This window comes from Phaeobacter sp. SYSU ZJ3003, from assembly GCF_041300735.1.
GTDB lineage: Bacteria > Pseudomonadota > Alphaproteobacteria > Rhodobacterales > Rhodobacteraceae > Phycobacter > Phycobacter gallaeciensis_A.
In genome coordinates, this window is record NZ_PXNU01000009.1 from 58,232 (window position 1) to 82,760 (window position 24,529).

Below are 24,529 nucleotides of genomic sequence, written 5' to 3' on the forward strand. Positions count from 1 at the left end.
TCTTGACCTGTTTGCGCTTCTGCTGGAAGCCTGCGGACTGGGAGGACTACACGCATGACACCGGGAAAAACATATCTCAGCTCTGACGAAATTCGCCCTTTGGCGGAACGATCGGATCCTATGGGACTGTGGCTGCTACTGCACTGCTGGGGCACGATCGCCCTGGCGATCGCGCTCTTCGCGCTCTGGCCCAATGTTCTGACCTTTGTGCTCGCCGTGATGGTGATCGGCTCGCGCCAGCTGGGTCTGGCGATCCTGATGCACGAGGCCGCCCATAACGCGCTGTTCAAGACCCGCCGCTGGAATGAGCTTGCCGGGGACTGGCTCTGCGGTCGCCCCATTCTGGCGGATCTGGGCGCCTATCGGCATTACCATCTGACCCATCACCGGTTCACCCAGACGGACAAGGACCCCGATCTGGTCCTGTCGTCGAAATTCCCCACCTCCCGCGCCTCGCTGCGGCGCAAGTTCACCCGCGATCTGACTGGTCAGACCGGCATCAAACAGCTTCTGGGCCAGATCGCCATGTCCCTGCAGCTGGCCGGAGATGACGACGCGATCAAGGCAGCGAACTCCGATTTCGCCCAAAGCTTCAAGGCGCCGCGCCTTTGGGGGGCACTGCCGGTATTTTTCGGCATTGCCCTGCTCATCAGTCTGATTGGCGACTGGTGGTGGGGGCTTGCCTTCTGGCTGCTGCCCTATCTCACTTGGTTCCAGTTCGTGCTGCGGGTGCGCAATATCGCCGAACATGGCGCCACCGAGCAATCGGAAAACCCGCTTCAGAACGTGCGCACCACCCGTGCAGGTCCGCTCGCCCGGCTTCTGGTGGCGCCCTATTGGGTGAACTACCATCTGGAGCATCACATGGTGATGCACGTTCCCTGCTGGCAGCTCAGACGCATGCACGCCCTGTTGCTGAAAAAGGGGCTGGGGGAGCAGATGCGCATCGCGAAAGGGTATGGTCAGGCCTTGGCCGAGGCAGGCTGGCGGCGGGCCTGATCCTGCGCCCTACTGTTCCAGCTGGCCGGACCAGCGCAACCAGCTTTCAGGACTGTCGTGGAACACATTGAGGTCCACGTCGCCATCGATCCCCGGCACCCGCCCGGTGCCGGTGTATTGCCAGAGCCGCCAGAAGGCGCTGGGATAGGTCTGGCGCGGATGCCCGGCGACAGAACGCAGCCAGAACTCCGTGCCGCGCAGCCGACCGATGCCGGTTTCGGCAAAGAAATCCACCGTGGTGTAGATGACCGGGCGGCGACCATAGTGAGCCTCCAGAATATCCAGAAACTTACGCGCCTCAGAGCGGATATGCGCACCATCGGGGCGATGCCTGCAGGTCTTTGAGTGGTGGCTCCACTCCATATCCAGAACATGGGGCAGCGCCTTTGCATCACGCGGCACGTTGCGGATGAACCACCGCGCCTGCTCCCGCGCCGGGCGACAGAAGTAGAAATAGTGATAGGCCCCGCGCGGCATCCCTGCCCGTGCAGCGCCGCGCCAGTTGTCGCCGAACTTCGGATCCAGCAGATCCCCGCCCTCGGTCGCCTTGAGATAGGCAAAGGAGACGCCTGCCGCCTTGGCCGTGTCCCAGTCGATGTCGCCCTGCCAGCGCGACACATCAATTCCGTGAATGGCATAGGAGTAGGGCGTGCGTCCCTCCCATGAATGCGGATCGCTGTCCTCGAACCGGGGATAGGTCACCAGCCGGGCCAGCTGTGCATCGGACGGAAGCTGGGTCGGCGCCGGGCGCTCCGGCTCGGGCCGGGTGCCGCAAGCAGCCAGTGTCACAAGGCAAAGGGCCGACATCAAAAAGAACCGCATCATCCCTCCGCACACAAACACAGTCTTTTGCCCCGTCTCTGGCCCGCGCGGACTACATCCTCGGATATTTTCGCAGAAACCGATATGCCCGGAGCCAGTTTGCTGCGCCACTCAGACCCATTTGGCCAGCGGCGGCAGGCTCATCAAAACCGCATTGGCATCATGCCCGGTTTCCAGACCAAATTTGGTCCCCCGGTCATAGACCAGATTATACTCGGCATAGAGGCCACGATGCACCAGCTGCGCCTCCTTGTCCTTGTCATCAAAGGGCTGAACCCGGCGTCTTTCCACCAGCGGCAGATAGGCTGGCAGGAAGGCGCGGCCAATGTCCTGGGTCAGAGCGAAATCCGCCTCCCAGTCACCGGTGCAACGATCATCCATGAAGATGCCGCCCACCCCGCGCGCCCGGTGGCGGTGCGGGATGTAGAAATACTCATCCGCCCATTCCTTCAGACGCGGATAGAGATCGGTGCCATGCGGGTCGAGATGCTGTTTCTGCTGCGCGTGAAAATGGGCGGTATCCTCGGCATACTCGATGCAAGGGTTGAGGTCCGAGCCGCCGCCAAACCACCAGGCATGCGGGGTCCAGAACATGCGGGTGTTCATGTGAACCGCAGGCACATGCGGGTTCTGCATATGCGCAACCAGCGAAATGCCCGAGGCCCAGAACCGCGGATCATCCTTCATGCCCGGAATGCCCTTGCGCGCCGCCATGGCGTTCTGCGCCCGCTCGCCCAGCGTGCCGTAGACTTCGGAAATATTAACGCCGACCTTTTCAAAGACACGGCCGCCCCGCATCACGCTCATCAGCCCGCCGCCCGCGTCCGATCCATCATCCGCGGTGCGCTTTGTCTCGCTCACCTCGAACCGGCCCGGCGCCTGATCAGAGAAGGGGCCGGTGTCATGGCTCGCCTCAAGCGCCTCGAAGGCCGCGACGATTTCATCGCGCAGGGTGCGGAACCAGGCGGCGGCGCGGGCTTTTTCGTCTTTCATTTCAGCAGTCATCTCAGAGCGTCTTTCGGTACTTGTGGGACGCCGCGCTGCGTGAGCGCAGGCAGGTCCCGGCATTCATCAGTGAACAGGAGCGGCAACGGAATCCAGCAGCGTGCGACCACCATCGACCGTCACGATCTGGCCCGTCATGAAACTGGCCGCGTCCGAGGCAAGGAACTGCGCCGTTTCGGTCAGCTCAGTCGGTGCGGCGATGCGGCCCAGCGGTGTGTGATCTTCGATATCCTGACGATAGGCGCGGTTGTCCTTGAGCGTGCCCCTGAGCGACGCGCTCATCACCGAGCCAAAGGCAATGGAATTCACCCGGACCCCGTGCGGCGCATAAGAGACAGAGAGCGACCGGGTCAGCTGATCCAGCGCCGCCGAAGCCACGGAATAGGCCATCAGATCGGGGTGGGTGCGCCGCGCCGCGATCGACGACAGGTTGATGATGGCCCCGCGCGCAGCGCCCGCCTCGCGCCCCTCGCCCTGCTTGATCATCCGCCGCGCCGCCTGCTGCGATAGACGCAGGGTCGGCAACAGGTTCTCGGTCAGGAGCAGTTCCAACGACTCGTCCTTCGGGTCCAGCGGATCACTCGGCACCACCTGACGGGCGCCGTTAACGAGGATATCCACGTCTTCGAAGGCATCGATGGTCGCCGACAACAGATTGGCGATGGTCAGCCTTTCGCGCAGATCACCGGCGAAGTAGCGGATGTTGCTTTCGTCGGCCTGCTCTCCCAGTTCGGCGATCAGGGCCGCCTCGTTGGTATCGGCAAACATGACGTTGGCACCGGCATCCGCGAACTGCTTGCCAATGGCCAGACCAATCCCGCTTGAGGCGCCGGTCACGATGGCAGTCTTGCCGGAAATCGAAAAGGACATTCGGGCACTCCAGAATGTTGCGTCGCGTAGTGAAAACTGAGCCGGAGCCTAGACCGGACCATTCGGTTTGAAAACCTGCAATACGGGGTGACCTTACCGCCCTAACGCCGCTGCCGCTTGGGGCGGCTGGCGTGCAAGACCTTGAACCGGTTGTCGCCTGCGGCTTCCTCGACTGCGGCAAACCGCTCTGACAGGGTTATCTCATAGGGCAGATGCCGGTTTGCAACCATCCACAGATGCCCCGAGGCGGTCAGCATCTCGGCAGCGCGGGAAATGAAGGCCTTCCCCAGCTCCGGCTCGGCGCTGCGACCACTGTGAAACGGCGGGTTCATCACCACCGCGTTCATCTGCCCCGGCGCCTTCCAATTGCGTACATCGGCCCAGTGGAACTGCGCCCGTTCATCGGCAACGTTGCGCCGCGCGCAGGACAGCGCGTCATGATTGGCTTCGACCAGATGCAGCTCTTCGATTTCGGGATGGCTCAGCATCTGGCGGGACAGATACCCCCAGCCTGCGCCGAGATCAGCAACGGCACGGCCAAGTTTTGCAGGCAGGGCGTCGACCAGTAGTTTCGAGGCCGGATCGATTCCGTCAGCGGAAAACACCCCCGGCACAGTCACGAAGCCCTCCACGTCAACGCCGTCTGCGGGTGGCAACCAGTCAGTGAGCGCATCGCCGCCGCCATCGAACCAAAAGACCTTGCCATGCGCCTTGGACACCGGTTCGGACGGGGACATGCGTTTGCGCAGTTCCTTCAGGATGGAATCGATTCCGTCCGTCTTGGCCCCATCTACCAGCACCGAACCGTCCGTCAGGGCCGAAGCCTGCGCCACCGCCATCCGCGACTGCGCCTTGGCGCGGGACAGGAACACCACGGCAGCGGCAAACCGCATGTCATCCGGCAATTCGGGGCGACAATCGTACCCTTGCGCGGCAAAGGCATCGTATTCACCGCGCATCGGCTGGATCAGCACCAGCTGATCCTTTGGCAGGCACGACAGATCGTGCTCCGCGCGCGGGTGGAAAACGGCGATACGGCCCTCTGCAGGCACCGCAAAGCCGCCCGTCTCAAGAGCGAGCGACAGGCGAACGGACATAGCGGGACCTCTTTAGTCTTCTTTTTCCATGGTGCATTGCAGCGGATGCTGATGGCGACGGGCAAAATCCATCACCTGCGCGACCTTTGTCTCGGCGATCTCGTGGCTGAAAACACCAACCACGGCCAGACCTTTTTTGTGCACGGTCAGCATGATTTCAAACGCCTGCGCGTGTGTCATGCCAAAGAACCGTTCCAGCACCATGACCACGAATTCCATCGGGGTGTAGTCATCGTTGAGCAGCAGAACCTTGTAGCGCGGCGGTCGCTGGGTTTTCGGCCGGGTCTTGGTCAGGACACCAAGATCGCTGTCGTCGTCCGAGTTGTCCGTCATCATCACTGGCTGAAGCAGCATAGCGTCTCTATTCCGGTCGTGCTTGGATTGGTTTCATCGCATATATAGCGTTTTGACCGCGCAGGAAAAGAGAGTGTATGGCCTCAGTGACACGCAATTTGACGACAATCGGTTTTGATGCCGATGACACCCTCTGGCACAACGAGCGATTTTTTCGTGTCACGCAAGAGCGTTTTGCCGAGTTGTTGCAGGATCATACGCCGCAGGACATGGGTCCCGATGCGCTAGCCGCGCGACTGCTGGAGGCGGAAAAGCGCAACCTCGGACGCTATGGCTACGGCGTGAAGGGCTTCACCCTGTCGATGATCGAAACCGCCATAGATGTCACCGAATCACAGGTCCCGGCCAGCGTCATCAAAGAGCTGATCGTCGCCGGACAGATGATGCTATCCTATCCGATCGAGCTGCTGCCCCACGCCCAAGAGGCCGTGGAGAAACTGGCTGGTGACTACCGTATCGTGTTGATTACAAAAGGTGACCTTCTGGATCAGGAGCGCAAGCTGGCACAATCGGGGTTGGGCGATCTGTTCGATGGGGTCGAAATCGTTTCGGAAAAAACCGCCCCTATCTACCACGATATCTTCGAGCGGCACGGGACCGGCGCGGCACAGGCAATGATGGTAGGAAACTCCATGCGCTCGGACGTGGTACCGATGATCAAGGCCGGAGGCTGGGGCACCTATGTGCCGCACGGGCTGATCTGGGAGGTCGAGCACGCCGAGGCACCTGAGGGGCACCCCCGGTATCACGAGATTTCGGACCTTGGCTGCCTTCAGGATCTGATCCGGGAAATCGGATAGAACTCAACCCGCAAGCCGCACAGCTCGACGCGCCAAAAATCTGTTGCCGAAACGCATCGCCTAGACTGATTTTTCAGCGGTACAAAGCGGGCCAGACGCCCAATTTTCCACCTTTTTGGTCAACACTTTTTAACCAAACGCACATCTAGGCAACGCACTCAAAGCCGCTACAACATGTCGGCATATGTACCTGCCGCAGCCGCAGAACCGGTCACGGAAATGGTTTATTCCAGCGCCATCACATGCTACCGTTTTGTTAAAGAAGTAGAACAGTCAGCCGGAAAACCGGCGGCGAGAGGCAGAAAATGGCAGATATCGTGCAGGTCAGGTGTATTCCGCTGACCCACGCCCTGCGGGCATTCGCCCAGCAGATGGCTTGGGCCTTGGGTGTTGTTCTAACAGTCGCGTTGGTGGGCCTTCCGCCTACCCAGGCAACCGCCGCCCCCTATGCGGCAATGGTCGTGGATGCCCGGACCGGCGAGGTGCTGCACTCGCGCAACGCCGACACACGCCTGCACCCGGCTTCCCTCACCAAGATGATGACGCTCTACATCGCGTTTGAAGCAGTCCGGAACGGTGAAATATCGCTGGATACCAAGGTTCGCATCAGCAGCAACGCTGCCTCCGAGCCGCCCTCCAAGCTCGGACTTCGCTCGGGGCAGCGCATCGCATTTCGATATCTGATCCGTGCCGCCGCAGTGAAATCAGCCAATGACGCCGCGACCGCCATCGGCGAAACCCTGGCCGGATCCGAAGCCGCCTTTGCCCGCCGCATGACCCGCACGGCAAAGGCGCTTGGCATGTCCCGCACGACCTTCAAGAACGCCCACGGTCTGACCGAAAGCGGCCATATGTCCACCGCCCGGGACATGACCACCCTGGGACGTCACATGCTTTATGACTACCCCGAGTATTATAACCTGTTTTCGCGCACCTCCACCGACGCCGGCGTGCGCGTCGTGCCCAACACAAACCGCCGCCTTCTGGCGGCCTACAAGGGCGCTGACGGGATCAAGACGGGCTATACCCGCGCCGCCGGTTTCAACCTCGTGGCTTCGGCCAAGCGCGGCAACGAGCGAGTGATCGCTACAGTGTTCGGCGGTAAATCCTCGACCTCGCGCAACGCCAAGGTCGCAGAGCTGTTGGACCTCGGCTTCCGCCGTGCCCCGGCGCACGCAAAACTGCGCAAACCGGCGATGCCCGCCTATGTGGGCAACCAGAACATCCAGGTGGCTGGTGGCGCCGCAGGCAAGACCATCCGCGTCAGCGGCCGGGTCCAGACCAGCCTGCGTCCGCGCCTGCGCCCCGCAACTGAGCCTGCCGAAGATACAGCGCCGGTGCTGGTCGCCGACGCCAGCCAGGCCACAGAAGAAACCGCTGCGGATACCGTGGCATCGACGCCCAAGCTCGACCCCGAGATCCTGCAGGCCAGCGTCGAAGCCGCAATCACCGAAGCCAAAGTGGTTCCCGCCTCTGCCGAAAAACCGACCGTTGGCGCGGCTGTGAAGACCTTCTTCAAAGGCCTGCGCCCCGTCGCCCGCCCGGCCAGATTGGCAAAGACAGAGACCGCCGCCGAGCCGGAACCGGTTGTTGTCACCCGCCTTTCGACCTCCGGGGGGCGCTACTGGGGTATCAACGTGGGCCGCTACACCAACCGGTATGAAGCGGAAAAGGTCCTTCTGCGCACGGCCCTGTCGGAAATGGAAACGCTCAACGGCTCGCTGCGCAAGGTGTCCAAATCCAGATTGGGGTTTGAGGCCAACTTCCTTGGCATGAGCAAGGAAAGCGCGGAACTGGCTTGTCGGCGCCTACAGGCCCGCAACGTGACCTGCGATACATTGGGACCTGCCTCCTGACCCCCTTGCCCCATGCAAGGGACAAGGCACCAGACCACCAGAAACGACAAAGGCCCCGGACGACGGGGCCTTTTCTTTTGTGTGATCTTGCACAGCGCCAAGGGTCAGGGTTTCGGGTGATCATCCCATTCATCGCTCAGGATGCGCCGAGCATCGCCTTCGGGATCGTCATACTGGTTCGACCGCACGGTGTAGATAAAGGCAACAAGCGCCGCGCCGCCTAGGATCAGCGAAATTGGGATCAAATAGGACAGGACGCTCATCTTGCGGACTTTCTCAGCTCAGGATTTCAGGCGCAACGCGTTCAGCGATACGGTGATCGAAGAGCTGGACATCGCCAGCGCCGCGATCAGGGGCGTTGCCAGCCCCGCCACAGCCAAAGGCACCGCGATCACGTTGTAAAGGGTGGCAAGGCGGAAATTCTCGCGGATCCGGCGGATCGCCTTTTGCGCCACGGTGCAGGCATCGGCGATGGGTTCCAGATCTTGCCCCAATAGCACGATATCCGAGGCCACCCGCGCCGCATCCAGCGCCGAGGCTGGCGAGATCGACACATGCGCTGCCGCGAGGGCCGCAGTGTCGTTCAGACCGTCCCCGACCATCAGCACCTTGCGCCCCTGCCCTGCAAGCATGCGGATGCGCCCAGCCTTATCCTCCGGCAGCGCCTCGGCCACCCATTTTTCGATGCCAAGCCGCTTCGCCAGCGCCTCCACCGCGCCGGTGGTATCGCCCGAAATCAGCAACACGTCCTTACCCGCCGTCTGCAGCGCACGCACCGCTTCGGCCGCGCCGGGACGCAGCGCATCAGTGAACAGGAAACCGCGCGGATTGCCATCGCCAGTATCAAGCCAGGCGGCCGTCTGGCTGCCCTGCGCGGCGCCAACCCAAGCCGCCCGGCCCAACCGCACGCGGCGGCCTTGGAAAATGCCTTCAGTGCCGTAGCCCGGCACCTCTTTCAGCTCAGAAACCTCCGCCGGAGTGATCCCGGCCTCCCGCGCGGCACGTGCCAGCGCCACCGAAAGCGGATGCGCTGAGGGCGCGGCAAGCGCCAGCGCGATTTCCAAATCGGATTTCGCCATCTCGTCCAGATTGACCAACTGGGGTGTGCCAGCCGTCAGGGTCCCGGTCTTGTCAAAGACAACGGTATCCACGCCTGCAAGCCGTTCCAACGCAGTGGAATGCTTGATCAGCATGCCCTTCTTGAACAGCCGTCCCGAGGCTGCGGTGGTCACCGCAGGCACCGCAAGGCCCAGCGCACAGGGACAGGTGATGATCAGAACCGCCGCAGCGATGTTGAGCGCCGTGCGCACATCAAAGGTGTAAAGATACCAGCCCACAAAGGCGAGCGCCGACAGGATGTGCACCCCGGGCGCATAGAGCTTGGCGGCCTTGTCGGCCAGCGATGTATAACGCGAGCGGCCCGATTCAGCGATCGCCACCAGATCGGCCATGCGATGCAGAGAGGTATCCTCCCCCACCGCCGTTGCACGAATGGTCAGCGGCCCGGTCAGGTTCACCTCGCCCGCCGAAACCCCGGTGCCGGGACCGGCAAAGACTGGCAGCGTTTCCCCGGTCAGCAGGGACCGGTCCAGTTCCGAATGCCCGTCGGTCACTTCCCCGTCCACCGGCATACGCCCGCCGGGACGCACCAAGATCAGATCGCCGATGGCCAGATCGGCGACAGGGACCTCATATTCCTGACCGTCCAGCAGACGGATCGCACGAGGCACCTCAAGCGCCGCAAGCTCCTGTGCTGCCGACCGCGCCACGGCACGGGTGCGATAGTCCAGATAACGGCCTGCCAACAGGAAAAAGGTCAGCGTCAGCGCTGCATCAAAATAGGCATGTTCCCCCGACAGCGAGGTTTCCCAAAGCGAGGTTACCAGCGCCAGAACCAGAGCGAGAACAATGGGCACATCCATATTGAGGCGCCCAACCTTCAGTGCGCTCCAGGCGTTCTTGAAGAAAGGCTGCGCCGAGAAAATGATCGCCGGAAATGTGATCGCCGCCGAAATCCAGTGGAACATGTCCCGCGTCGCGTCCGAAGCTCCGGACCAGACAGAGATCGACAGCAGCATGACGTTCATCGAGGCAAAGCCCGCAACCGCCAGCCGCATCAGTAGATCCCGGCCTGCGGTATCGTTCTGGGTTGCCGCAAGGGCGGTCACATCCAGCTCATGCGCCTCATACCCCAGATTTTCGAGCACCGGGATCAGATCGGCGGCGTGAACATCTGGCTCCGCTTCGATCAGAGCCCGTTTCAGGGTCAGGTTGACCCGCGCCGATTTTACGCCCGGATGGGCGTTCAGCCCGCGCTCGACCGCGGAAATGCAGCCCTGACAGTGGATTGACGGCAGGGACAAGGCCAGCCGTGCGTCTGTCGGAGCCTGTTCCACAGCTCCAGACGGCGCCGCAACGCAGCCCGGGCACACTGCCATCTGAGGACGCATCGGAGCCGTCATCTGCGTTACCCTTTTGCCACGTGCAGGATGACCCTCTGAGTGAACTCAGTGCCGTTCTGGGCCCGCGCCACCATCCGGATATTCCAGTTCCCAGCGCCCAGTTTGGCAGGCGCGACATAGGCCTGGCCGTTGAACTGGAAGTCAGGGTTCTGGTCGTCCTTCACGTGGGTTGCCCGGCCCAAAGTGGCCGTCAGCTTGGCCACTTCGACCGGGTTGCCATTCCGGTCGGTGATCTCAAGCTTTACCTGACCGTCCTGAGCCGAGGCATAGACCGACCAGCCCAGCGCCTCTTGGGCGGTGCGACGGGCATCGAACTCCTGGCTGGCGGTGTAGGAGTTCTTCACCTCCAGACCAGGAAAGGTTTTCACGGCATTGACCGCCAGCGCAATATTGACGCCAATGATGACCGTGAAAGCGCCGCCAAACACCATCAGCGCATGGCGACCAGTGAACTCACGCTGGGGTTTGTCTGCCGACATGGTTCAGTTTCCTTTCCCGTTGAAGGTCGTATCCTTGTAGGCACGCTCGCCGCTGTTGAGGTCTTCGACCCAGATCCGGACCGGGGTCGACTCGGCTCCGGACGCAGGCGCTCCCTTAGGGGTAACAATATAAACCCGTTGCAGGAAGGCGGTGTCGGCAGGCACCTGAACCGAGGCATAGGGCGTGCCTTCCAGCTGGATCCGCATTTCCGGCTCACCCTTGATCGACAGCTCGAACTGGCGCGGCTCCCCATGCTTGTTGCGCAGGCGCACATCATAGGTGTTGCGGACGGAGCCATCCGACAGGGTAACGAAGGTCGGGTTGCGGACCGGTGCGACGGTCAGATCGATATCCGGGCGGATGAACAGAGCAAACACCAGCGCAAAGCCAACAACAGCCCAGAGCGAGGTATACATGATCGTGCGCGGACGCAGGATATGTTTCCAGACGCTGCGCGGTGGCTGACCAGCGCGTTCGTTTGCCTCGTCCGACAGCGCCATATAGTCGATGAGGCCCCGCGGCTTGCCGATCTTGGCCATGACATCGTCACAGGCGTCGATGCACAGGGCGCAGGTGATGCACTCCAGTTGCTGGCCATCCCGGATGTCGATACCCATCGGACAGACGTTGACGCAGGCCATGCAGTCGATGCAATCGCCCATTTCCTGCGACTCGGCAGATTTGCGATGCTTGCCGCGCGGCTCACCCCGCCACTCACGATAGCCGACGGTCAGCGTGTCCTCATCCATCATCGCCGCCTGAATACGCGGCCAGGGGCAGGCGTAGATGCAGATCTGTTCGCGCGCAAAGCCACCAAAGAAGAAGGTGGTCAGGGTCAGCACCAACATGGTGGTATAGGCGATGGGGTGCGCCTGCAGCGTCACCAGATCGTGCAGCAGTGTCGGGGCATCGGAGAAATAGAAGATCCAGGCACCGCCGGTTGCCAGACCGATCAGGAACCAAGCCGCCCATTTGGTGACACGCAGCCGCGCCTTGCGGAAATCCATCTTTTTCTGACGGTGCAGACGCAGGCGGGCGTTCCTGTCACCCTCGATCCAGCGTTCCACAAGAATGAACAGGTCGGTCCAGACAGTTTGCGGGCAGGCATAGCCACACCAGACCCGGCCCAGCGCCGAGGTGAACAGGAAGAGGCCCAGCCCCGCCATGATCAGAAGACCGGCCACGAAATAGAATTCATGCGGCCAGATTTCGATCCAGAAGAAATAGAAGCGGCGATTGGCAAGATCCAGCAGCACCGCCTGATCGGGCAACGACGGCCCCCGGTCCCAACGGATCCACGGCGTGATGTAGTAGATGCCCAGCATCACGGCCATCAGATACCATTTGAGATTGCGGAACATGCCCGATACGCGCCTTGGGAAAATCGGCTCCCTGGCGGCATAAAGGCTTGGGGCGGGATCGGAATCGCTCACGGACTCACTCCACTGAATTTGCTCTTTGTCTTGCGTTCTCACAGATGCGGCGCAGCACAGCTTTGACGTGGATCAAAAAGGATATCGGACAAATATCTTTGCCAGCGTCCTGCCACCCTTTGATCACGTCAAAAAAACCGGCCACCAACTACCGTGATAGGTTGACGACACACGTCTGAAACGGTTGTCAGCGACCTTATATGGATGCGCAACGCGACCTTTTTGCACGTCTCCGCATCTGCAAACGTCTCTGTGACCAAGGGATCATAGGCGCGCAACCGGGATCGGCGGGCTCACGGGCGCAGCTTCACAAAATTGTGTTGTCCCGCCCGTCAGTTATCGCCGGTGTCATCCTCCGCCACAGCATTCGGAACCTGCCGGTGCTTCCTGAGCCAGGCGATGAATTTGCGGGCCTGCGACCGCAACACGCCGGGCCGAGTCACGATGTGATAACCGCGCGTGTCGTCCTCTGTGAACAGGTCCACCAGCCGCCCTGCCCTAATGTCCTCTTCGACAAAGGCGCGCACGCTGACCGCCGCGCCCTGACCGCCGCGCACCGCCTCCATCAGCAGATTTCCAGGCAGCCGGACCCGGGGGCCACGTAGGGCGTCGACGACACCACGGGAGACAAGCCATTTGGCCGCCTCCGTGGTTCCCAATTCCTCAAGCCAGGGAAAATCGAGTAGGTCCTGCGGCGAAGACACGCTGCGCCCATCAAGTAGATCCGGCGCCGCAACCACGGACATCGGCGATTGTAGCAACATCTCAGCCGCCAACCCGGACCAATCGCCAGAACCATAACGCAGCGCAATGTCGATCCCGCCCGGCGTCAGTTCGACCAATTCGCCACTTGGGTCCAGAACCATATCCACCTCCGGATGCAGGGCGCGAAACTCTGCAAGGCGCGGCATAAGCCACTGGGCGGCAAACATCGGCGTGCAACTGACATGTAACGGCCGCTGCGCGCCAGAAACGGTCAGGTCCTGAACCGCTGTCTGAATCGCACTGAACCCCAGTTGCAGTCCGCGCGCCAGATGCTCCCCCTCGCGCGTCAGCCGCAGCGCCCGGCCACTGCGGTCCAGAAGCGCCACGCCCATATGGCGTTCCAGCGCCCTGAGCTGTTGGCTAATGGCAGCGTGGCTGACATTCAGCGCCGCCCCTGCCTTCACCACATTCGACGTTTCGGCAAAGGCAGAAAAGGCTCTGAGCGCAGCCAGAGGCGGCAGGCTAAACCACTCCATATGTAATCCTGACTTACATAGTGACTTTTTTCCTGAGTCGCATGAAAAGCGTTTTGGCGCAACAGTACCGGACATGTTCAAACTCAGGAGGCATCGAAATGCTGACCGACATCTACGCACGCACCGTATTCACCGCGACCCGCCTCGACTGCGCCCCCCTGCGGGATATGCCACCCGTCAAACCGCTGCCCCAGCCACGGAGCCGCCTTGGCCGGATCAAAGCCTGGCTTACACGGCGCATCAGCCAACCAGCGCGGCGCACCCGCTGCATCGACCCGCAGAAAATCTAGGAAGAAAAAGCGTCGGCTTTTCAGGAAACGCGCGAACAGATCGAAAAGCCGACGCCTGTACCCGCCTAACCAGCACGTCGGTACCGGCGGGATGCGAAGGACCCGGCAGGAAAGCATCACCCTGATGCCTATCGCCCTGCAGGGCCTGTTTCTCTTTGAAACGATATAAGCACGCGACAGCCCAACGCGATTTGACACGGATCAAGTCACGCAAACTAAAGGCGCCAAATTGGACAGAAACTGCCGCCCGGCTGCGCAGCTCTGACTGGGCCCGCCGCAGGTCGCCGTGGAATTCTTGCCGGAATTCCAAACCGGTGCTATCGGCTTTGGATGTCAGATCGCTCTTCCAGCCCGCTTCCTGCCGCGCCATCGCTTGTTCTAGCCAGCGCGGGCGTGCTGTTTGCTTCGCTCTGCTTCGGCGCGCTGCCGTTCTTTGCCCGCAGCCTGACCGAACAGGGCATGCCGCCCCACATCATCGCCTTTTACCGTTTCACCCTGGCGGCCGTGGTCCTCTCGCCGCTGCTGTTCCTGCACCGGGACAAAGCCCGCGCAATCCTGTGGGGGATGGCGGCCGGGGCACTGATGGGGCTTGGCTGGATTGGATATGTCAGCGCCCTGCGCAGCGCGCCGGTCTCCGTGGTCGGGGTTCTTTACATGACCTACCCGGTGTTCACGCTGCTGATCGCCTGGGTGCTGTTTCGTGACAGACCGCCCCTGCGCGCCGTCTGGGCCGCCGGTCTGATCGTGGTTGCCGCGACAATCGCCAGCGGCCCGGGTGCGGTCCCTGCTGCCGCGCTGCCCGCCTTGGCGATTTCTCTGGCGGCGCCCTTGGGGTTTGGATTTGGCATCACCGTGCTAGTCTACCGGCTGACCGTTCTTCCGCCTTTGGCCCGGATCGCGGCGGTTTCGTTAGGATCCGTTCTGGGCCTCTTGCCGCTGGTGATGACGACGGATGCAGCTGCAATGGTCCCCAACGGCGGCGAAGGCTGGCTTTTGTTGCTGGGGATCAGCCTTGGCACGGCACTGGTGCCGCAGTTGGTCTATTCCGTCTGCAGCCCGATGATCGGCGCCACGCGCACCGCTGTCATTGGCAGCATCGAACTGCCAACCATGTTCGCGGTGGGTGTCATCGCCTTTGGAGAGCGGATCTCTCTGGCGCAGGCCATCGCGTGCGCCCTGATCCTTGCGGCGATCATGCTGAGCAGCCAGACCGGGCGCACGGTCGCCCCCCACAGGGCAGGCCCCTGAACCGGCAGAACCAAGCAGCCCGGGCAAGGGCAAAATGAAAAGGGCCACCCGTTGGGCAGCCCTTTTACGTGTTCCGATATTTGCTGTGGAACCCGGTCTTATTCGCCGCCACCCAGCTGGTGCACATAGGCGGTAACCGCGCGGATCTCGGCCTCGCTGAGGCGGAGGTTCCAGGCCGGCATCACACCGTAACGCGCATTGGTCACGGTCTCCGTCAGCGTGTCGTAATCGCCACCATAGAGCCAGATCGCATCGGCCAGGTTCGGAGCGCCCTGAGCGCGATCACCGGTGCCGTCTTCCATGTGGCAGGACGAACAGTTGTCTTCAAAAACAACAGCGCCTGCTTCGACTTTGGAGGCATCCTGCGCTTCGCCCGAAAGGGACATAACGTAGTTCACGACCTGATCGATCTCTTCGGCTTCGAGCAGCTCATCCCGGCCAAAGGCAGGCATCGCGGAGTAGCGCGCATCGTCGCTGTCCTCGTTGCGGATGCCGTGGGCCACAGTCGCGTGGATGTCTTCCACCGAACCACCCCAAAGCCAGTCGTCGTCCAGCAGGTTGGGATAACCCTTGGCACCTGCAGCGCCAGATCCGTGACACTGGGCACACCAGGTCTTGAACACGGCGGAGCCAGCCGACACCGCATAGGCATTCAGATCCGGGTCCGCCGAAATCTCGGTCAGGTCGGTTTCGACCAGCTTGGCATTGGTCGGGGCGTTTGCCTCTTCCACGGCCGCGATTTCACTGGCCACATCCGCACGGGTCGACCAGCCCAGCACCCCGGCCGTGGCCGAGTTGATCATCGGCCATGCCGGATAGGCGATGGTGTAACCAATGCCCCAAATGATGCAGAGGTAGAAGGTGTAGAGCCACCAACGCGGCATCGGATTGTCGAACTCTTCGATCCCGTCCCATTGATGGCCGGTTGTCTTCGAATCGCTATCGAACTTTTGTGGTTTCTTACTCATGTCCGCGCCTCCTTGGCTTTACCCTTTGCTGGGGCGGGTTTGTCGTCATGCCGGAAGGGGATATCTGCCGTGTCGCGGTAGACCCGGTTGCTGCCTGGGCGGAACACCCAGACAACGACCCCGATGAAGAAAGCGAACAGCATCAACAGCATCCAGCTGTCTGCGAACTGCCGCAGGAGTGTGTATTCTTCCATCTGTCCCTCCCGCTTAGCGGCTTGCATCCGGGGTGAAGGTCGAGAAGTCGACCAAAGTCCCCAGCATCTGCAGATAGGCGATCAGAGCATCCGCTTCGGAAACACCCGGCTGGCCATCAAAGTTACGCACATTGATGTCTTCGCCATAACGCTCCATCAGGCCGTCGTAATCGCTGTCGGGATCCGCTTGCGCCATGAAGTCGGCTTGCGCGGCTTCGACCATCTCGTCGGTGTAGGGCACGCCCAGGATCGCATTGGTGGCCATGATGTCACCGATGTATTTGCCGTCCAGCATGGTCCGCTCAAGGAAGCCATATTTGGGCATCACCGATTCCGGCACCACCGACTGCGGATTGCGCAGGTGGTCCACGTGCCACTCATCCGAGTAGCGGCCACCGACACGGGCCAGATCCGGCCCGGTCCGCTTGGACCCCCACTGGAACGGGTGATCGTACATCGATTCCGCCGCCAGCGAGTAGTGACCATAGCGTTCGACCTCGTCCCGCATGGGGCGGATCATCTGGCTGTGGCACACATAGCAGCCTTCGCGGATGTAGACCTCACGCCCGGCCATCTCCAGCGGGGTGTAGGGACGCATGCCCTCCACCTCTTCGATGGTGTTTTCCAGCCAGAACAGCGGTGCGATCTGCACCAGACCACCGATGGTCACAACCAGGAAGCTGCACACCAGAAGGAGGGTCGCGTTGGTCTCGAGGATTTTATGTTTGTCGAGAATTGCCATTGTCCGGCCCTCCTTATTCAGCCGGGACCGAGACCGACAGGCTGGCTTCTTTAGCCGGCGCCCGACGGACGGTCATGATGAGGTTGTAGCACATGATGATCGCACCGGTGAGGTACATGACCCCGCCCAGACCGCGCACCACATACATCGGAAGCTTTGCAGCCACGGTGTCGGCAAAGGAGTTCACCAGGAAGCCATTCGCATCCACTTCGCGCCACATCAGGCCTTCCATGATGCCGGTCACCCACATGGAGGCGGCATAGAGAACGATACCGATGGTGGCGAGCCAGAAGTGCCAGGACACCATCTGCAGCGAGTAGAGACGCTCACGTTTCCACAGAACCGGCACCAGGAAGTACAGGGCACCGAAGGTGATCATGCCATTCCAGCCAAGAGCGCCGGAGTGTACGTGACCGATGGTCCAGTCGGTGTAGTGCGACAGCGAGTTCACGGCGCGGATCGACATCATCGGACCTTCGAAGGTGGACATGCCGTAGAAGCCGACCGAGATCACCATCATGCGGATGACGGGGTCGGTGCGCAGCTTGTCCCAGGCACCCGACAGGGTCATCAGACCGTTGATCATACCACCCCAGGACGGCATCCACAGCACGATCGAGAACACCATGCCAAGGGTCGAGGCCCAGTCAGGCAGCGCGGTGTAGTGCAGGTGGTGCGGACCAGCCCAGATGTAGATGAAGATCAGCGCCCAGAAGTGGATGATCGACAGTTTGTAGCTGAACACGGGACGTTCGGCCTGTTTCGGAATGAAATAGTACATCATGCCGAGGAAGCCAGCGGTCAGGAAGAAGCCCACCGCGTTGTGGCCATACCACCACTGCACCATGGCATCCTGCACGCCGGGCCAGACGATGACCGATTTGGATCCCCAGATGGAGACCGGGATGGTCAGGTTGTTGACCACGTGCAGCATCGCGACGGTCACGATAAAGGCCAGGTAGAACCAGTTGGCGACGTAGATATGCGGCTCTTTCCGCTTGATCAGCGTGCCGAGGAAGACAGCAAGATAGGCGACCCATACGATGGTCAGCCACAGGTCAACATACCATTCCGGCTCGGCGTATTCCTTGGACTGGGTCCCGCCCAGAACATAGCCGGTCGCGGCCAGAACGATGAACAGCTGATAGCCCCAGAACACGAACCACGCCAAGTTGCCGCCCCAAAGCCGCGCCGCGGAGGTGCGCTGAACGACGTAGAACGAGGTTGCCAGAAGCGCGTTGCCCCCGAAGGCGAAGATCACCGCCGAGGTGTGCAGAGGACGCAGACGGCCAAAGTTGGCAAAGCCCTGCGCCCAGTCGAAGTTCAGAACCGGAAAGGCCAGCTGGAAGGCAATGAACGTGCCCGCCAGAAAACCAACAACGCCCCAAAAGGCGGTGGCAATGACCCCGTAGCGCACGACGCTATCGAAATATTCGTGCTCCAGATTGCCGGTGGCCGGTACCGGCTCATCCGTCTTGCGAAGTGTGTAGAGGAAAAGCCCACCAGCCACGAGCATCACGATGATCGCGTGCACCTGGTAAGCCAGATCGCGCGCATAGTTGATCCCGATCATCGCAAAGAGCGTGACCAGACCAAGCGCTATCAGCTTGAGATAATTAGACATCTTGCGTCCCTTTAACATGTACCGCGCGATTCTTCCGCCACGCGGGACCTTTTTAGACCGAGTTTGTGATGCAGAACGCGCCGCTTCCATGCATTGATCTGCATCAAGACAATTGCCAAACAAGTGTGACACATCATTTATGGCACAGCCATTGAAACGCGGTCCCTTCTGGGGATTTTGCGCTATTTCCACCAAGGGATGACAATGACCTACAAAACCTTCTTATCCGTTCTGACTGACCAGAACACCGCCGCAGCTCCGCTGGCTCAGGCCGCCGCTCTGGCAGAGCATTTTTCCGGCCATACCGAGGTTCTGTGCCTTGGCGTGGACCGGACCCAAACGGGGTACTACTACGCCGGTGCCAATGCCATGATCATCCAGGAAGCCATGGTACGGGCACAGGAAGAAGCAGCAGAGGTCCAAACCCACGCCGCAGAGGTCATGGAGCGTAGCGGCACGCCCTTTTCGACCGATATCGCCATCGCGCCGGTGGCCGATCTGGGCCGCCACGTGGCGCATCATGCGCGTTTCTCGGATCTGGTGGTGCTCGGCAAACCCTACGGCGAAGGCATCGGCGTAGAGGCAGAGCCCGTGGTTGAAGCGGCCCTGTTTGAAGGCCGCACTCCGGTTCTGGTGGTGCCCGATGACGCCGAGCCGATCACCCAGCCGAAAACCGTGCTGCTGGCTTGGAACGAAAGCATCGAGGCTATGACCGCGATCCGCAAGGCGCTGCCCTTCCTCGAAGGCGCCGAGGTGGCCCGCATCGTCGTCATCGACCCGCCGCAGCACAGCCCGGAACGGTCCGATCCCGGCGGGATGCTGGCGCAGATGCTCTCGCGCCATGGCGTAAAATGCGAAATCGACGTGCTCAGCAAGACGATGCCACGGGTCTCGGACATCCTGAACCGTCATGCCACCGATACCGGTGCGGATATGATCGTGATGGGCGCCTACGGCCACTCCCGTTTCCGCGAGGCGATTCTGGGCGGCGCGACCCGCAACATGCTGGAAAAAGCGACCGTTCCAGTCTTTATGGCCCACTGATTTCACCGACTGGCCACTCGTGGCTGGCAAAGAAACGACGCAAACAAAAGGCGCCCGATCAGGGGCGCCTTTTTTACATTCTGTCGCAGGACTGGCTCAGCGTGCTTTTCGGATCAACCCTATGACAAACAATAGAATCACCGCGCCGATGGTGGCGTGGATCACCGAGGCCAGCACCCCGCCACCAACGGCAAAGCCAAGAGCTGGGAAGATTGCCCCCGCCAGAAAGGCGCCGACAATCCCCACGATGATATTGCCAATGACGCCAAACCCGCGTCCCTGCATGATCTTGCCCGACAGCCACCCTGCCAAGGCGCCGATGATCAGCATTCCGATCAGACTTTCGAAGTGCATATGATTTCTCCCCTGTTTCAGGCAGCTTAGCTGCGAAGCCCTGCGAGGTCACGCCCGCACGTAATACATGCCCTGGAACCGTGCCCGCATCGCGCGGGTGCGCGGTGCCACGGCTGCGGGATCGTTCCCGGTCAGCCCCTGCGCGATCAGCGCCGCCAGTTCCGGCGCATCCGCAGGCGTGACACCCCGGCGCACCAATTCGGGCGTTCCGATGCGCAGACCGTTCATGTCACCCGGTACCTCGGCAATTGGCAGGCCGATCCCACAGGCCAGGAACCCGGCTTTCCGCAGGGTTTTGGATGCTGCCTGCCCACCACCGAATCCAGCGGCCTCGATCGCGAACTGATGCGATTGGGTTGCCTTTCCTGCGCCCTTGAACACCGGCAATCCAAGCTTTTCCAATTCATCCGCCAGCGCCTGCGCCAGGTCGATCATCGCCTTGGCATAGGCGGCGCCATAATCGACCCAGTCCAGCAGGCTGACCGCCAGCGCCGCCGTCTTGGCCGCGTCAAAATTGGCCGTCATCCCCGGAAAGGCGATGGCATCAAGCCGCTCGGCAACCGCCGCGTCATTGCTGACAATCAGCCCCCCGGCCGGTCCGCCAAGGCTTTTGTAGGTGCTCATCGTCATCAGATGGGCGCCCTCCTGCAGTGGATTGGCCCAGGCGCCGCCCGCGATGATGCCGCATTGATGCGCCGCGTCGAACAGCACCTTGGCGCCGACCTCATCTGCGATGGCGCGGACCTCTGCCACCGGGTGCGGAAAGAGGTTCAGACTGCCGCCAATGGTGATCAGGCTTGGCTGCACCTCATGCGCCATACGGCGCAAGCCATCCAGATCCACGGTGTAGCCATCCGCGTGCACTGGCGCCGGATGTGTTTTCAACCCGTAAAGCCCCGCACAGCCCGCATCATGGTGCGTCACATGTCCACCCACGGTGGCGGGCGGCGCGATGATACTGTCCCCCGGCTGCGTCAGAGCCATGAAACCATAGAGATTGGCGAGCGCACCGGAGCCGACCCGAACCTCGGCATAGGCCGCCTGAAACACCTCGGCGGCCAATTCGGCGGCGATCACCTCGATCTCCTCAATGGCCTCCAGCCCCATTTCATATTTGTCGCCCGGATAGCCCAGCGACGGCCGACTGCCGAGCCCGGATGACAACACCGCCTCGGCAGCCGGGTTCATCACGTTGGTGGCCGGGTTGAGGTTGAAACACTCTTCATCGTGGATTTCCGCATTGCGCCGGATCAGCGCATCGATCCGCCCTGACAGCCTCTCGGTCGTTGCAGCGGCAGTCTGCTGTGCAATCTCCTGCACATGAGCCTCGCAGGCCGCTGGCACCCAGGGGCGCTGTGCAAGGCGTTGTTTTGCCGGATCAGTCATGTGGATCATCCCTGTTGCGGATCTATTGCGTTGCCTCAGTGAAGCCGCCGTGCCCCCTTGTGCGCAAACCAGTTTTGCGAAAAATTAGGGTTAGAAAAACTAGGCCTTATTTCATGAGCGTCTCTCCGCCCCGTCCCAGATCCCTGCCCCTGACCGCCTTGCGCGCCTTCGAGGCTGCTGCCCGGCTCGGTAGTTTTGCCGCCGCAGCGCAGGAGCTTGGCGTCACGCCAGGGGCGGTGTCGGCGCATATCAAGACGCTGGAAGATGCGCTTGGGGCGCCGCTGTTTCATCGCCGGGCCAAGGCAGTGGAGCTGACCGCGCCGGGCGCGCGCGCCCTACCCGAATTTACCGCCGCCTTTGATCAGCTGGCCAGGGCGGTGCAAACCCTGCGGGATGAGGCCGCGCCTTCGGTGGTGCATATCGCCACCCTGCCCTCGGTCGCGCAGTTCTGGTTGTCCCCACGTTTGCCCGCCCTGCGGCAGGCCATGCCCGAGGTTGCCATTTCGGTCACCGCGCTGGAAACACCGCCCAACCTGAAACGCACGCCTTATGATCTGTGCCTGTTCTTCGACCCGTCGCAGGGGCAGCCAGTGGAACGAGATGTCATATTTCCAGTCTGCGCCCCCAATCTGGCCGCACAGCTTTCGCGGCCCGAGGATCTGCGAAATGTGCCCTGCCTGACTGACACCACATGGGACCGGGACTGGATGCATTGGCTGGCTGCAGTGGATATCAGTGAGAAGGTGACGCCACGCGGACCAGTCTATTCGCTCTATGCCCTCGCGGTAGAGGAAACCCTGAACGGTGCCGGGGTGCTGATCGGCCATGCTGCCCTTCTGGCGCCTTTGCTGCAATCAGGACGGCTGATTGCGCCCTTTGCCACCAAGGTTACACTGCCGGATGCCCTGCGCCTGTGGCGCCTGCCCGGCCGGGGCTCGGCAGCTGCAGTCAATCAGGTGGCGGAGTGGCTGAAAAGCAGCGCTGGAGAAGAGATCTTGCAAAGCTGACACGAAAAAGGGACGGACAGATCTGCACCTGTTTCGCCCCTGTCCAATATGCACGCGTTGATTGCGCACAGCGTGGATCTCAGCCGAGGAAACCACCGTCACTATCGTCGCCCGCTTCTTCCAGCAGGCGCCCCATGTCGGGCACGGTCACGTGCCGCTTGCCTTCGAGCTCGATCACGCCGTCCTTTTTCAGTGCCGACATCTGGCGGCTGACGGTTTCTAGGGTCAGACCAAGGTAGTCTGCCATTGCCTCCCGCGTGAGCGGCAGATCAAACACCATCCGATCCTTCGCGCCTGCGGGAGTCAGAGACGCATCCCGGCGGGCAATGATCGATAGCAGGCTGGCGATCTTTTCCCGGGCGGTCTTGCGGCCCAGTACCAGCATCCATTCCCGCGCGGCGTCCAGTTCATCCAGCGTCATTTCAAGCAGGCGGTGCGCGATATGTGGCGTACGCGCCATCAGTTCTTCAAAGGGTTTCTTGCGGAAACAGCACATCACCACTTCGGTTGTGGCGACCACGTTATAGGCCGCGCCATCGCGCCCGGGGCGTCCGACAAAATCGCTGGGCAGGAGAAGACCGACCATCTGGGTACGACCATCTTCCATTGTCTGGGTCAGGGTCGCGATGCCGGAAACCACCGAACCGACAAAATTCATCGAGTCGCCAGACCAGATAATCGGGCGCCCCGCCTCATAGGTCCGGTAATACTTGATGGCATCCAACTCTTCCAATTCATCCGAATCGCAGCGCGCACAGACCGCGCGATGCCTGATCGGGCAATCACCACAGTTGAAAGATGAAATCGTGGGGGCTGTCATGGCGTGTCCCGCTTGATCTGGGTCAAAGTCTAGTTACTCGTACACGATTTACGATAGTCCGATGAAACAGAAATCACAATTGGCAAGCCTCGGATTATTCGATGCTAAAGTGCCGCGCTATACCAGCTACCCCACGGCGCCGCACTTTGCAGGCGGCGTAAATGCCAGTGTTTTCTCAGGCTGGCTAAGGGATATCGCGCCCGGCAGTCAGATCTCGCTTTATGTGCATGTGCCTTTCTGCCGCAGGCTGTGCTGGTTCTGCGCCTGCCGCACACAGGGAACCCAGTCGGACGCACCGGTCAGGGCCTATCTCGACACGCTCAAGGCCGAAATCGCGCTGCTGAAATCGCACCTCCCCGAAGGTGTCAGCCTGTCCCGGCTGCATTGGGGCGGTGGCACACCGACGCTGCTATCAGCCGATATGATTCGTGAGCTGGCCGCCGCGCAGGCCGATCTGGCGCCATGGGCTCCTGGCACCAAATTTTCGGTCGAGATTGATCCAAACGAATGCGACGCGGCGCGGCTGGATGCCCTGGCCGAGGCAGGCATGAACCGGGCCTCGATCGGAGTGCAGGATTTCGACGCCACCATCCAGAACGCAATCGGGCGGCTGCAAAGCTATGAGTTGACGCATGAAACCTTCGAAATGCTGCGCGCGCGGGGGATCCACAGTATCAATGCTGACATCCTGTTCGGGCTGCCACATCAGACGCCGGAGCGGATCACCGACAGCGCGCAGAAACTGTTGTCCCTCTCACCGGATCGGGTCGCCCTGTTTGGATATGCGCATGTGCCCTGGATGGCGCGGCGCCAGACCATGATTCCTACGGATACCCTGCCGACGCCCGAAAATCGGCTGGATCTTTTTGATACCGCCCGGCGCCTGTTCCTGTGGGACGGCTACCGCGAAATTGGCATCGACCATTTTGCCCGGCCGGACGACAGTCTGGTCAAGGCTCAGACCTCTGGGCGGCTCAAACGGAATTTCCAGGGCTATACCGAGGATCCCGCCGACGTTCTGATCGGCATCGGCGCCTCGGCAATCTCGCGCTTCCCGCAGGGCTACGCCCAGAACGCCCCCGGCACCGCGGACCACGCAAAGGCGATAGCGACGGGTCAGTTTGCAACCGCGCGCGGACATGTCTTTCAGGGAGAAGACAAGTTGCGGGGTCGCATGATCGAATCGCTGATGTGCGATTTCAGGATCAGCGCCGAAGAAATCCTGGGCAAATTCTCCATTTCCACGCAGCGGCTGCGGGAGTTGCTGGAAGATACAGCCCGTGCATTTCCGAACATGGTGGAGCTGTCACAGGAAGGGCTGTCGATCCCGGAGCGTGCGAGACCCCTAACCCGGATGATCGCCCGTAGTCTGGACGCCTATGAGGTGAACCAGGCCGGGCACAGCTCCGCGATCTGATATCCCGTTTGATATC

At 61.4% G+C, this 24,529-nt stretch carries 26 protein-coding genes; 8 read left to right on the forward strand and 18 right to left on the reverse strand.

Annotated features, from left to right (window positions below):
- Positions 1–54: 54 nt before the first annotated feature.
- On the forward strand, positions 55–999 hold the full coding sequence (locus C6W91_RS04325) for a fatty acid desaturase family protein (protein WP_065271267.1): 945 nt from the start codon (positions 55–57) through the stop codon (positions 997–999).
- 9 nt (positions 1,000–1,008) lie between these two features.
- Here C6W91_RS04325 and C6W91_RS04330 read toward each other — a convergent pair whose 3' ends face one another.
- The 5 genes from C6W91_RS04330 to clpS all read right to left on the reverse strand — a co-directional run bounded on the left by C6W91_RS04330 (position 1,009) and on the right by clpS (position 5,147).
- Positions 1,009–1,821, reverse strand: coding sequence for a GH25 family lysozyme (locus C6W91_RS04330; protein WP_274866754.1), 813 nt, complete (start codon positions 1,819–1,821; stop codon positions 1,009–1,011).
- A gap of 111 nt (positions 1,822–1,932) precedes the next feature.
- Entirely contained in the window at positions 1,933–2,826 is an 894-nt protein-coding gene (gene hemF, locus C6W91_RS04335; RefSeq protein WP_274866755.1) for an oxygen-dependent coproporphyrinogen oxidase, read from the reverse strand.
- 66 nt (positions 2,827–2,892) lie between these two features.
- Positions 2,893–3,696, reverse strand: a complete 804-nt coding sequence (locus C6W91_RS04340) for an SDR family NAD(P)-dependent oxidoreductase (RefSeq protein WP_274866756.1) — start codon at positions 3,694–3,696, stop codon at positions 2,893–2,895.
- 101 nt (positions 3,697–3,797) lie between these two features.
- Positions 3,798–4,793, reverse strand: a complete 996-nt coding sequence (locus tag C6W91_RS04345; protein ID WP_274866757.1) for a class I SAM-dependent methyltransferase — start codon at positions 4,791–4,793, stop codon at positions 3,798–3,800.
- 12 nt (positions 4,794–4,805) lie between these two features.
- The gene (clpS, locus tag C6W91_RS04350) at positions 4,806–5,147 is read right to left on the reverse strand and encodes an ATP-dependent Clp protease adapter ClpS (RefSeq protein ID WP_065271271.1); all 342 of its coding nucleotides are present in this window, start codon (positions 5,145–5,147) and stop codon (positions 4,806–4,808) included.
- 86 nt (positions 5,148–5,233) lie between these two features.
- Here clpS and C6W91_RS04355 point away from each other — a divergent pair, with 86 nt between their 5' ends.
- On the forward strand, positions 5,234–5,947 hold the full coding sequence (locus tag C6W91_RS04355; RefSeq protein WP_274866858.1) for an HAD family hydrolase: 714 nt from the start codon (positions 5,234–5,236) through the stop codon (positions 5,945–5,947).
- A 129-nt stretch (positions 5,948–6,076) separates the two neighbouring features.
- Here C6W91_RS04355 and C6W91_RS04360 read toward each other — a convergent pair whose 3' ends face one another.
- Entirely contained in the window at positions 6,077–6,220 is a 144-nt protein-coding gene (locus C6W91_RS04360; RefSeq protein WP_370570471.1) for an SWIM zinc finger family protein, read from the reverse strand.
- Between the two features lie 32 nt (positions 6,221–6,252).
- Here C6W91_RS04360 and C6W91_RS04365 point away from each other — a divergent pair, with 32 nt between their 5' ends.
- Positions 6,253–7,803: a D-alanyl-D-alanine carboxypeptidase family protein gene (locus C6W91_RS04365; protein ID WP_274866758.1), complete on the forward strand. Its 1,551-nt coding sequence runs from the start codon at positions 6,253–6,255 to the stop codon at positions 7,801–7,803.
- A 104-nt stretch (positions 7,804–7,907) separates the two neighbouring features.
- Here the strand turns inward: C6W91_RS04365 and ccoS are convergent, their stop codons facing one another.
- The 5 genes from ccoS to C6W91_RS04390 all read right to left on the reverse strand — a co-directional run bounded on the left by ccoS (position 7,908) and on the right by C6W91_RS04390 (position 13,419).
- A complete protein-coding gene (gene ccoS / locus C6W91_RS04370; RefSeq protein ID WP_065271273.1) occupies positions 7,908–8,066 on the reverse strand; it encodes a cbb3-type cytochrome oxidase assembly protein CcoS in 159 nt (52 codons plus the stop codon).
- Positions 8,067–8,084: 18 nt separating this feature from the next.
- Positions 8,085–10,265 (reverse strand): heavy metal translocating P-type ATPase, encoded by a 2,181-nt coding sequence (locus C6W91_RS04375; RefSeq protein ID WP_274834864.1) that lies wholly within the window; start codon positions 10,263–10,265, stop codon positions 8,085–8,087.
- A 5-nt stretch (positions 10,266–10,270) separates the two neighbouring features.
- Positions 10,271–10,744: a FixH family protein gene (locus C6W91_RS04380; protein WP_274866759.1), complete on the reverse strand. Its 474-nt coding sequence runs from the start codon at positions 10,742–10,744 to the stop codon at positions 10,271–10,273.
- A gap of 3 nt (positions 10,745–10,747) precedes the next feature.
- Positions 10,748–12,178 (reverse strand): cytochrome c oxidase accessory protein CcoG, encoded by a 1,431-nt coding sequence (gene ccoG / locus C6W91_RS04385; RefSeq protein WP_065271276.1) that lies wholly within the window; start codon positions 12,176–12,178, stop codon positions 10,748–10,750.
- Between the two features lie 332 nt (positions 12,179–12,510).
- Complete coding sequence (locus C6W91_RS04390) at positions 12,511–13,419, reverse strand: LysR family transcriptional regulator (RefSeq protein ID WP_065271277.1); 909 nt, start codon at positions 13,417–13,419, stop codon at positions 12,511–12,513.
- 98 nt (positions 13,420–13,517) lie between these two features.
- Here C6W91_RS04390 and C6W91_RS04395 point away from each other — a divergent pair, with 98 nt between their 5' ends.
- Complete coding sequence (locus tag C6W91_RS04395; protein WP_274866760.1) at positions 13,518–13,709, forward strand: hypothetical protein; 192 nt, start codon at positions 13,518–13,520, stop codon at positions 13,707–13,709.
- A 330-nt stretch (positions 13,710–14,039) separates the two neighbouring features.
- Entirely contained in the window at positions 14,040–14,957 is a 918-nt protein-coding gene (locus tag C6W91_RS04400; protein ID WP_370570461.1) for a DMT family transporter, read from the forward strand.
- 98 nt (positions 14,958–15,055) lie between these two features.
- Here the strand turns inward: C6W91_RS04400 and ccoP are convergent, their stop codons facing one another.
- From ccoP to ccoN, 4 genes are read right to left on the reverse strand one after another with little or no spacing between them, the layout of a single operon-like run.
- Positions 15,056–15,925, reverse strand: coding sequence for a cytochrome-c oxidase, cbb3-type subunit III (gene ccoP / locus C6W91_RS04405; protein WP_370570462.1), 870 nt, complete (start codon positions 15,923–15,925; stop codon positions 15,056–15,058).
- Positions 15,922–16,119, reverse strand: coding sequence for a CcoQ/FixQ family Cbb3-type cytochrome c oxidase assembly chaperone (locus C6W91_RS04410; RefSeq protein WP_065271281.1), 198 nt, complete (start codon positions 16,117–16,119; stop codon positions 15,922–15,924). Before C6W91_RS04410 ends, ccoP begins: the two co-directional genes overlap by 4 nt.
- A 13-nt stretch (positions 16,120–16,132) precedes the next feature.
- Positions 16,133–16,861 carry a cytochrome-c oxidase, cbb3-type subunit II gene (ccoO, locus tag C6W91_RS04415; RefSeq protein ID WP_065271282.1) on the reverse strand — a complete coding sequence of 243 codons (729 nt, stop codon included), beginning with the start codon at positions 16,859–16,861 and terminating at the stop codon, positions 16,133–16,135.
- Positions 16,862–16,874: 13 nt separating this feature from the next.
- Complete coding sequence (gene ccoN, locus C6W91_RS04420; RefSeq protein ID WP_065271283.1) at positions 16,875–18,485, reverse strand: cytochrome-c oxidase, cbb3-type subunit I; 1,611 nt, start codon at positions 18,483–18,485, stop codon at positions 16,875–16,877.
- A 204-nt stretch (positions 18,486–18,689) separates the two neighbouring features.
- On the opposite strand from ccoN, the gene C6W91_RS04425 reads away from it, so the two are divergent.
- A complete protein-coding gene (locus C6W91_RS04425) occupies positions 18,690–19,529 on the forward strand; it encodes a universal stress protein (protein WP_274829716.1) in 840 nt (279 codons plus the stop codon).
- Positions 19,530–19,625: 96 nt separating this feature from the next.
- Here the strand turns inward: C6W91_RS04425 and C6W91_RS04430 are convergent, their stop codons facing one another.
- Together C6W91_RS04430 and glyA are read right to left on the reverse strand one after the other, a co-directional pair.
- The gene (locus C6W91_RS04430) at positions 19,626–19,883 is read right to left on the reverse strand and encodes a GlsB/YeaQ/YmgE family stress response membrane protein (RefSeq protein WP_274832689.1); all 258 of its coding nucleotides are present in this window, start codon (positions 19,881–19,883) and stop codon (positions 19,626–19,628) included.
- A 48-nt stretch (positions 19,884–19,931) separates the two neighbouring features.
- Positions 19,932–21,269 (reverse strand): serine hydroxymethyltransferase, encoded by a 1,338-nt coding sequence (glyA, locus tag C6W91_RS04435; RefSeq protein ID WP_274866762.1) that lies wholly within the window; start codon positions 21,267–21,269, stop codon positions 19,932–19,934.
- A 113-nt stretch (positions 21,270–21,382) separates the two neighbouring features.
- Between glyA and C6W91_RS04440 the strand changes: the two genes are divergently transcribed.
- Complete coding sequence (locus tag C6W91_RS04440) at positions 21,383–22,276, forward strand: LysR family transcriptional regulator (RefSeq protein ID WP_274866763.1); 894 nt, start codon at positions 21,383–21,385, stop codon at positions 22,274–22,276.
- 79 nt (positions 22,277–22,355) lie between these two features.
- Here the strand turns inward: C6W91_RS04440 and fnrL are convergent, their stop codons facing one another.
- Positions 22,356–23,096, reverse strand: coding sequence for a transcriptional regulator FnrL (fnrL, locus tag C6W91_RS04445; protein ID WP_065271286.1), 741 nt, complete (start codon positions 23,094–23,096; stop codon positions 22,356–22,358).
- A gap of 61 nt (positions 23,097–23,157) precedes the next feature.
- Between fnrL and hemN the strand changes: the two genes are divergently transcribed.
- Positions 23,158–24,513 carry an oxygen-independent coproporphyrinogen III oxidase gene (gene hemN / locus C6W91_RS04450; protein ID WP_274866764.1) on the forward strand — a complete coding sequence of 452 codons (1,356 nt, stop codon included), beginning with the start codon at positions 23,158–23,160 and terminating at the stop codon, positions 24,511–24,513.
- Positions 24,514–24,529: the final 16 nt, after the last annotated feature.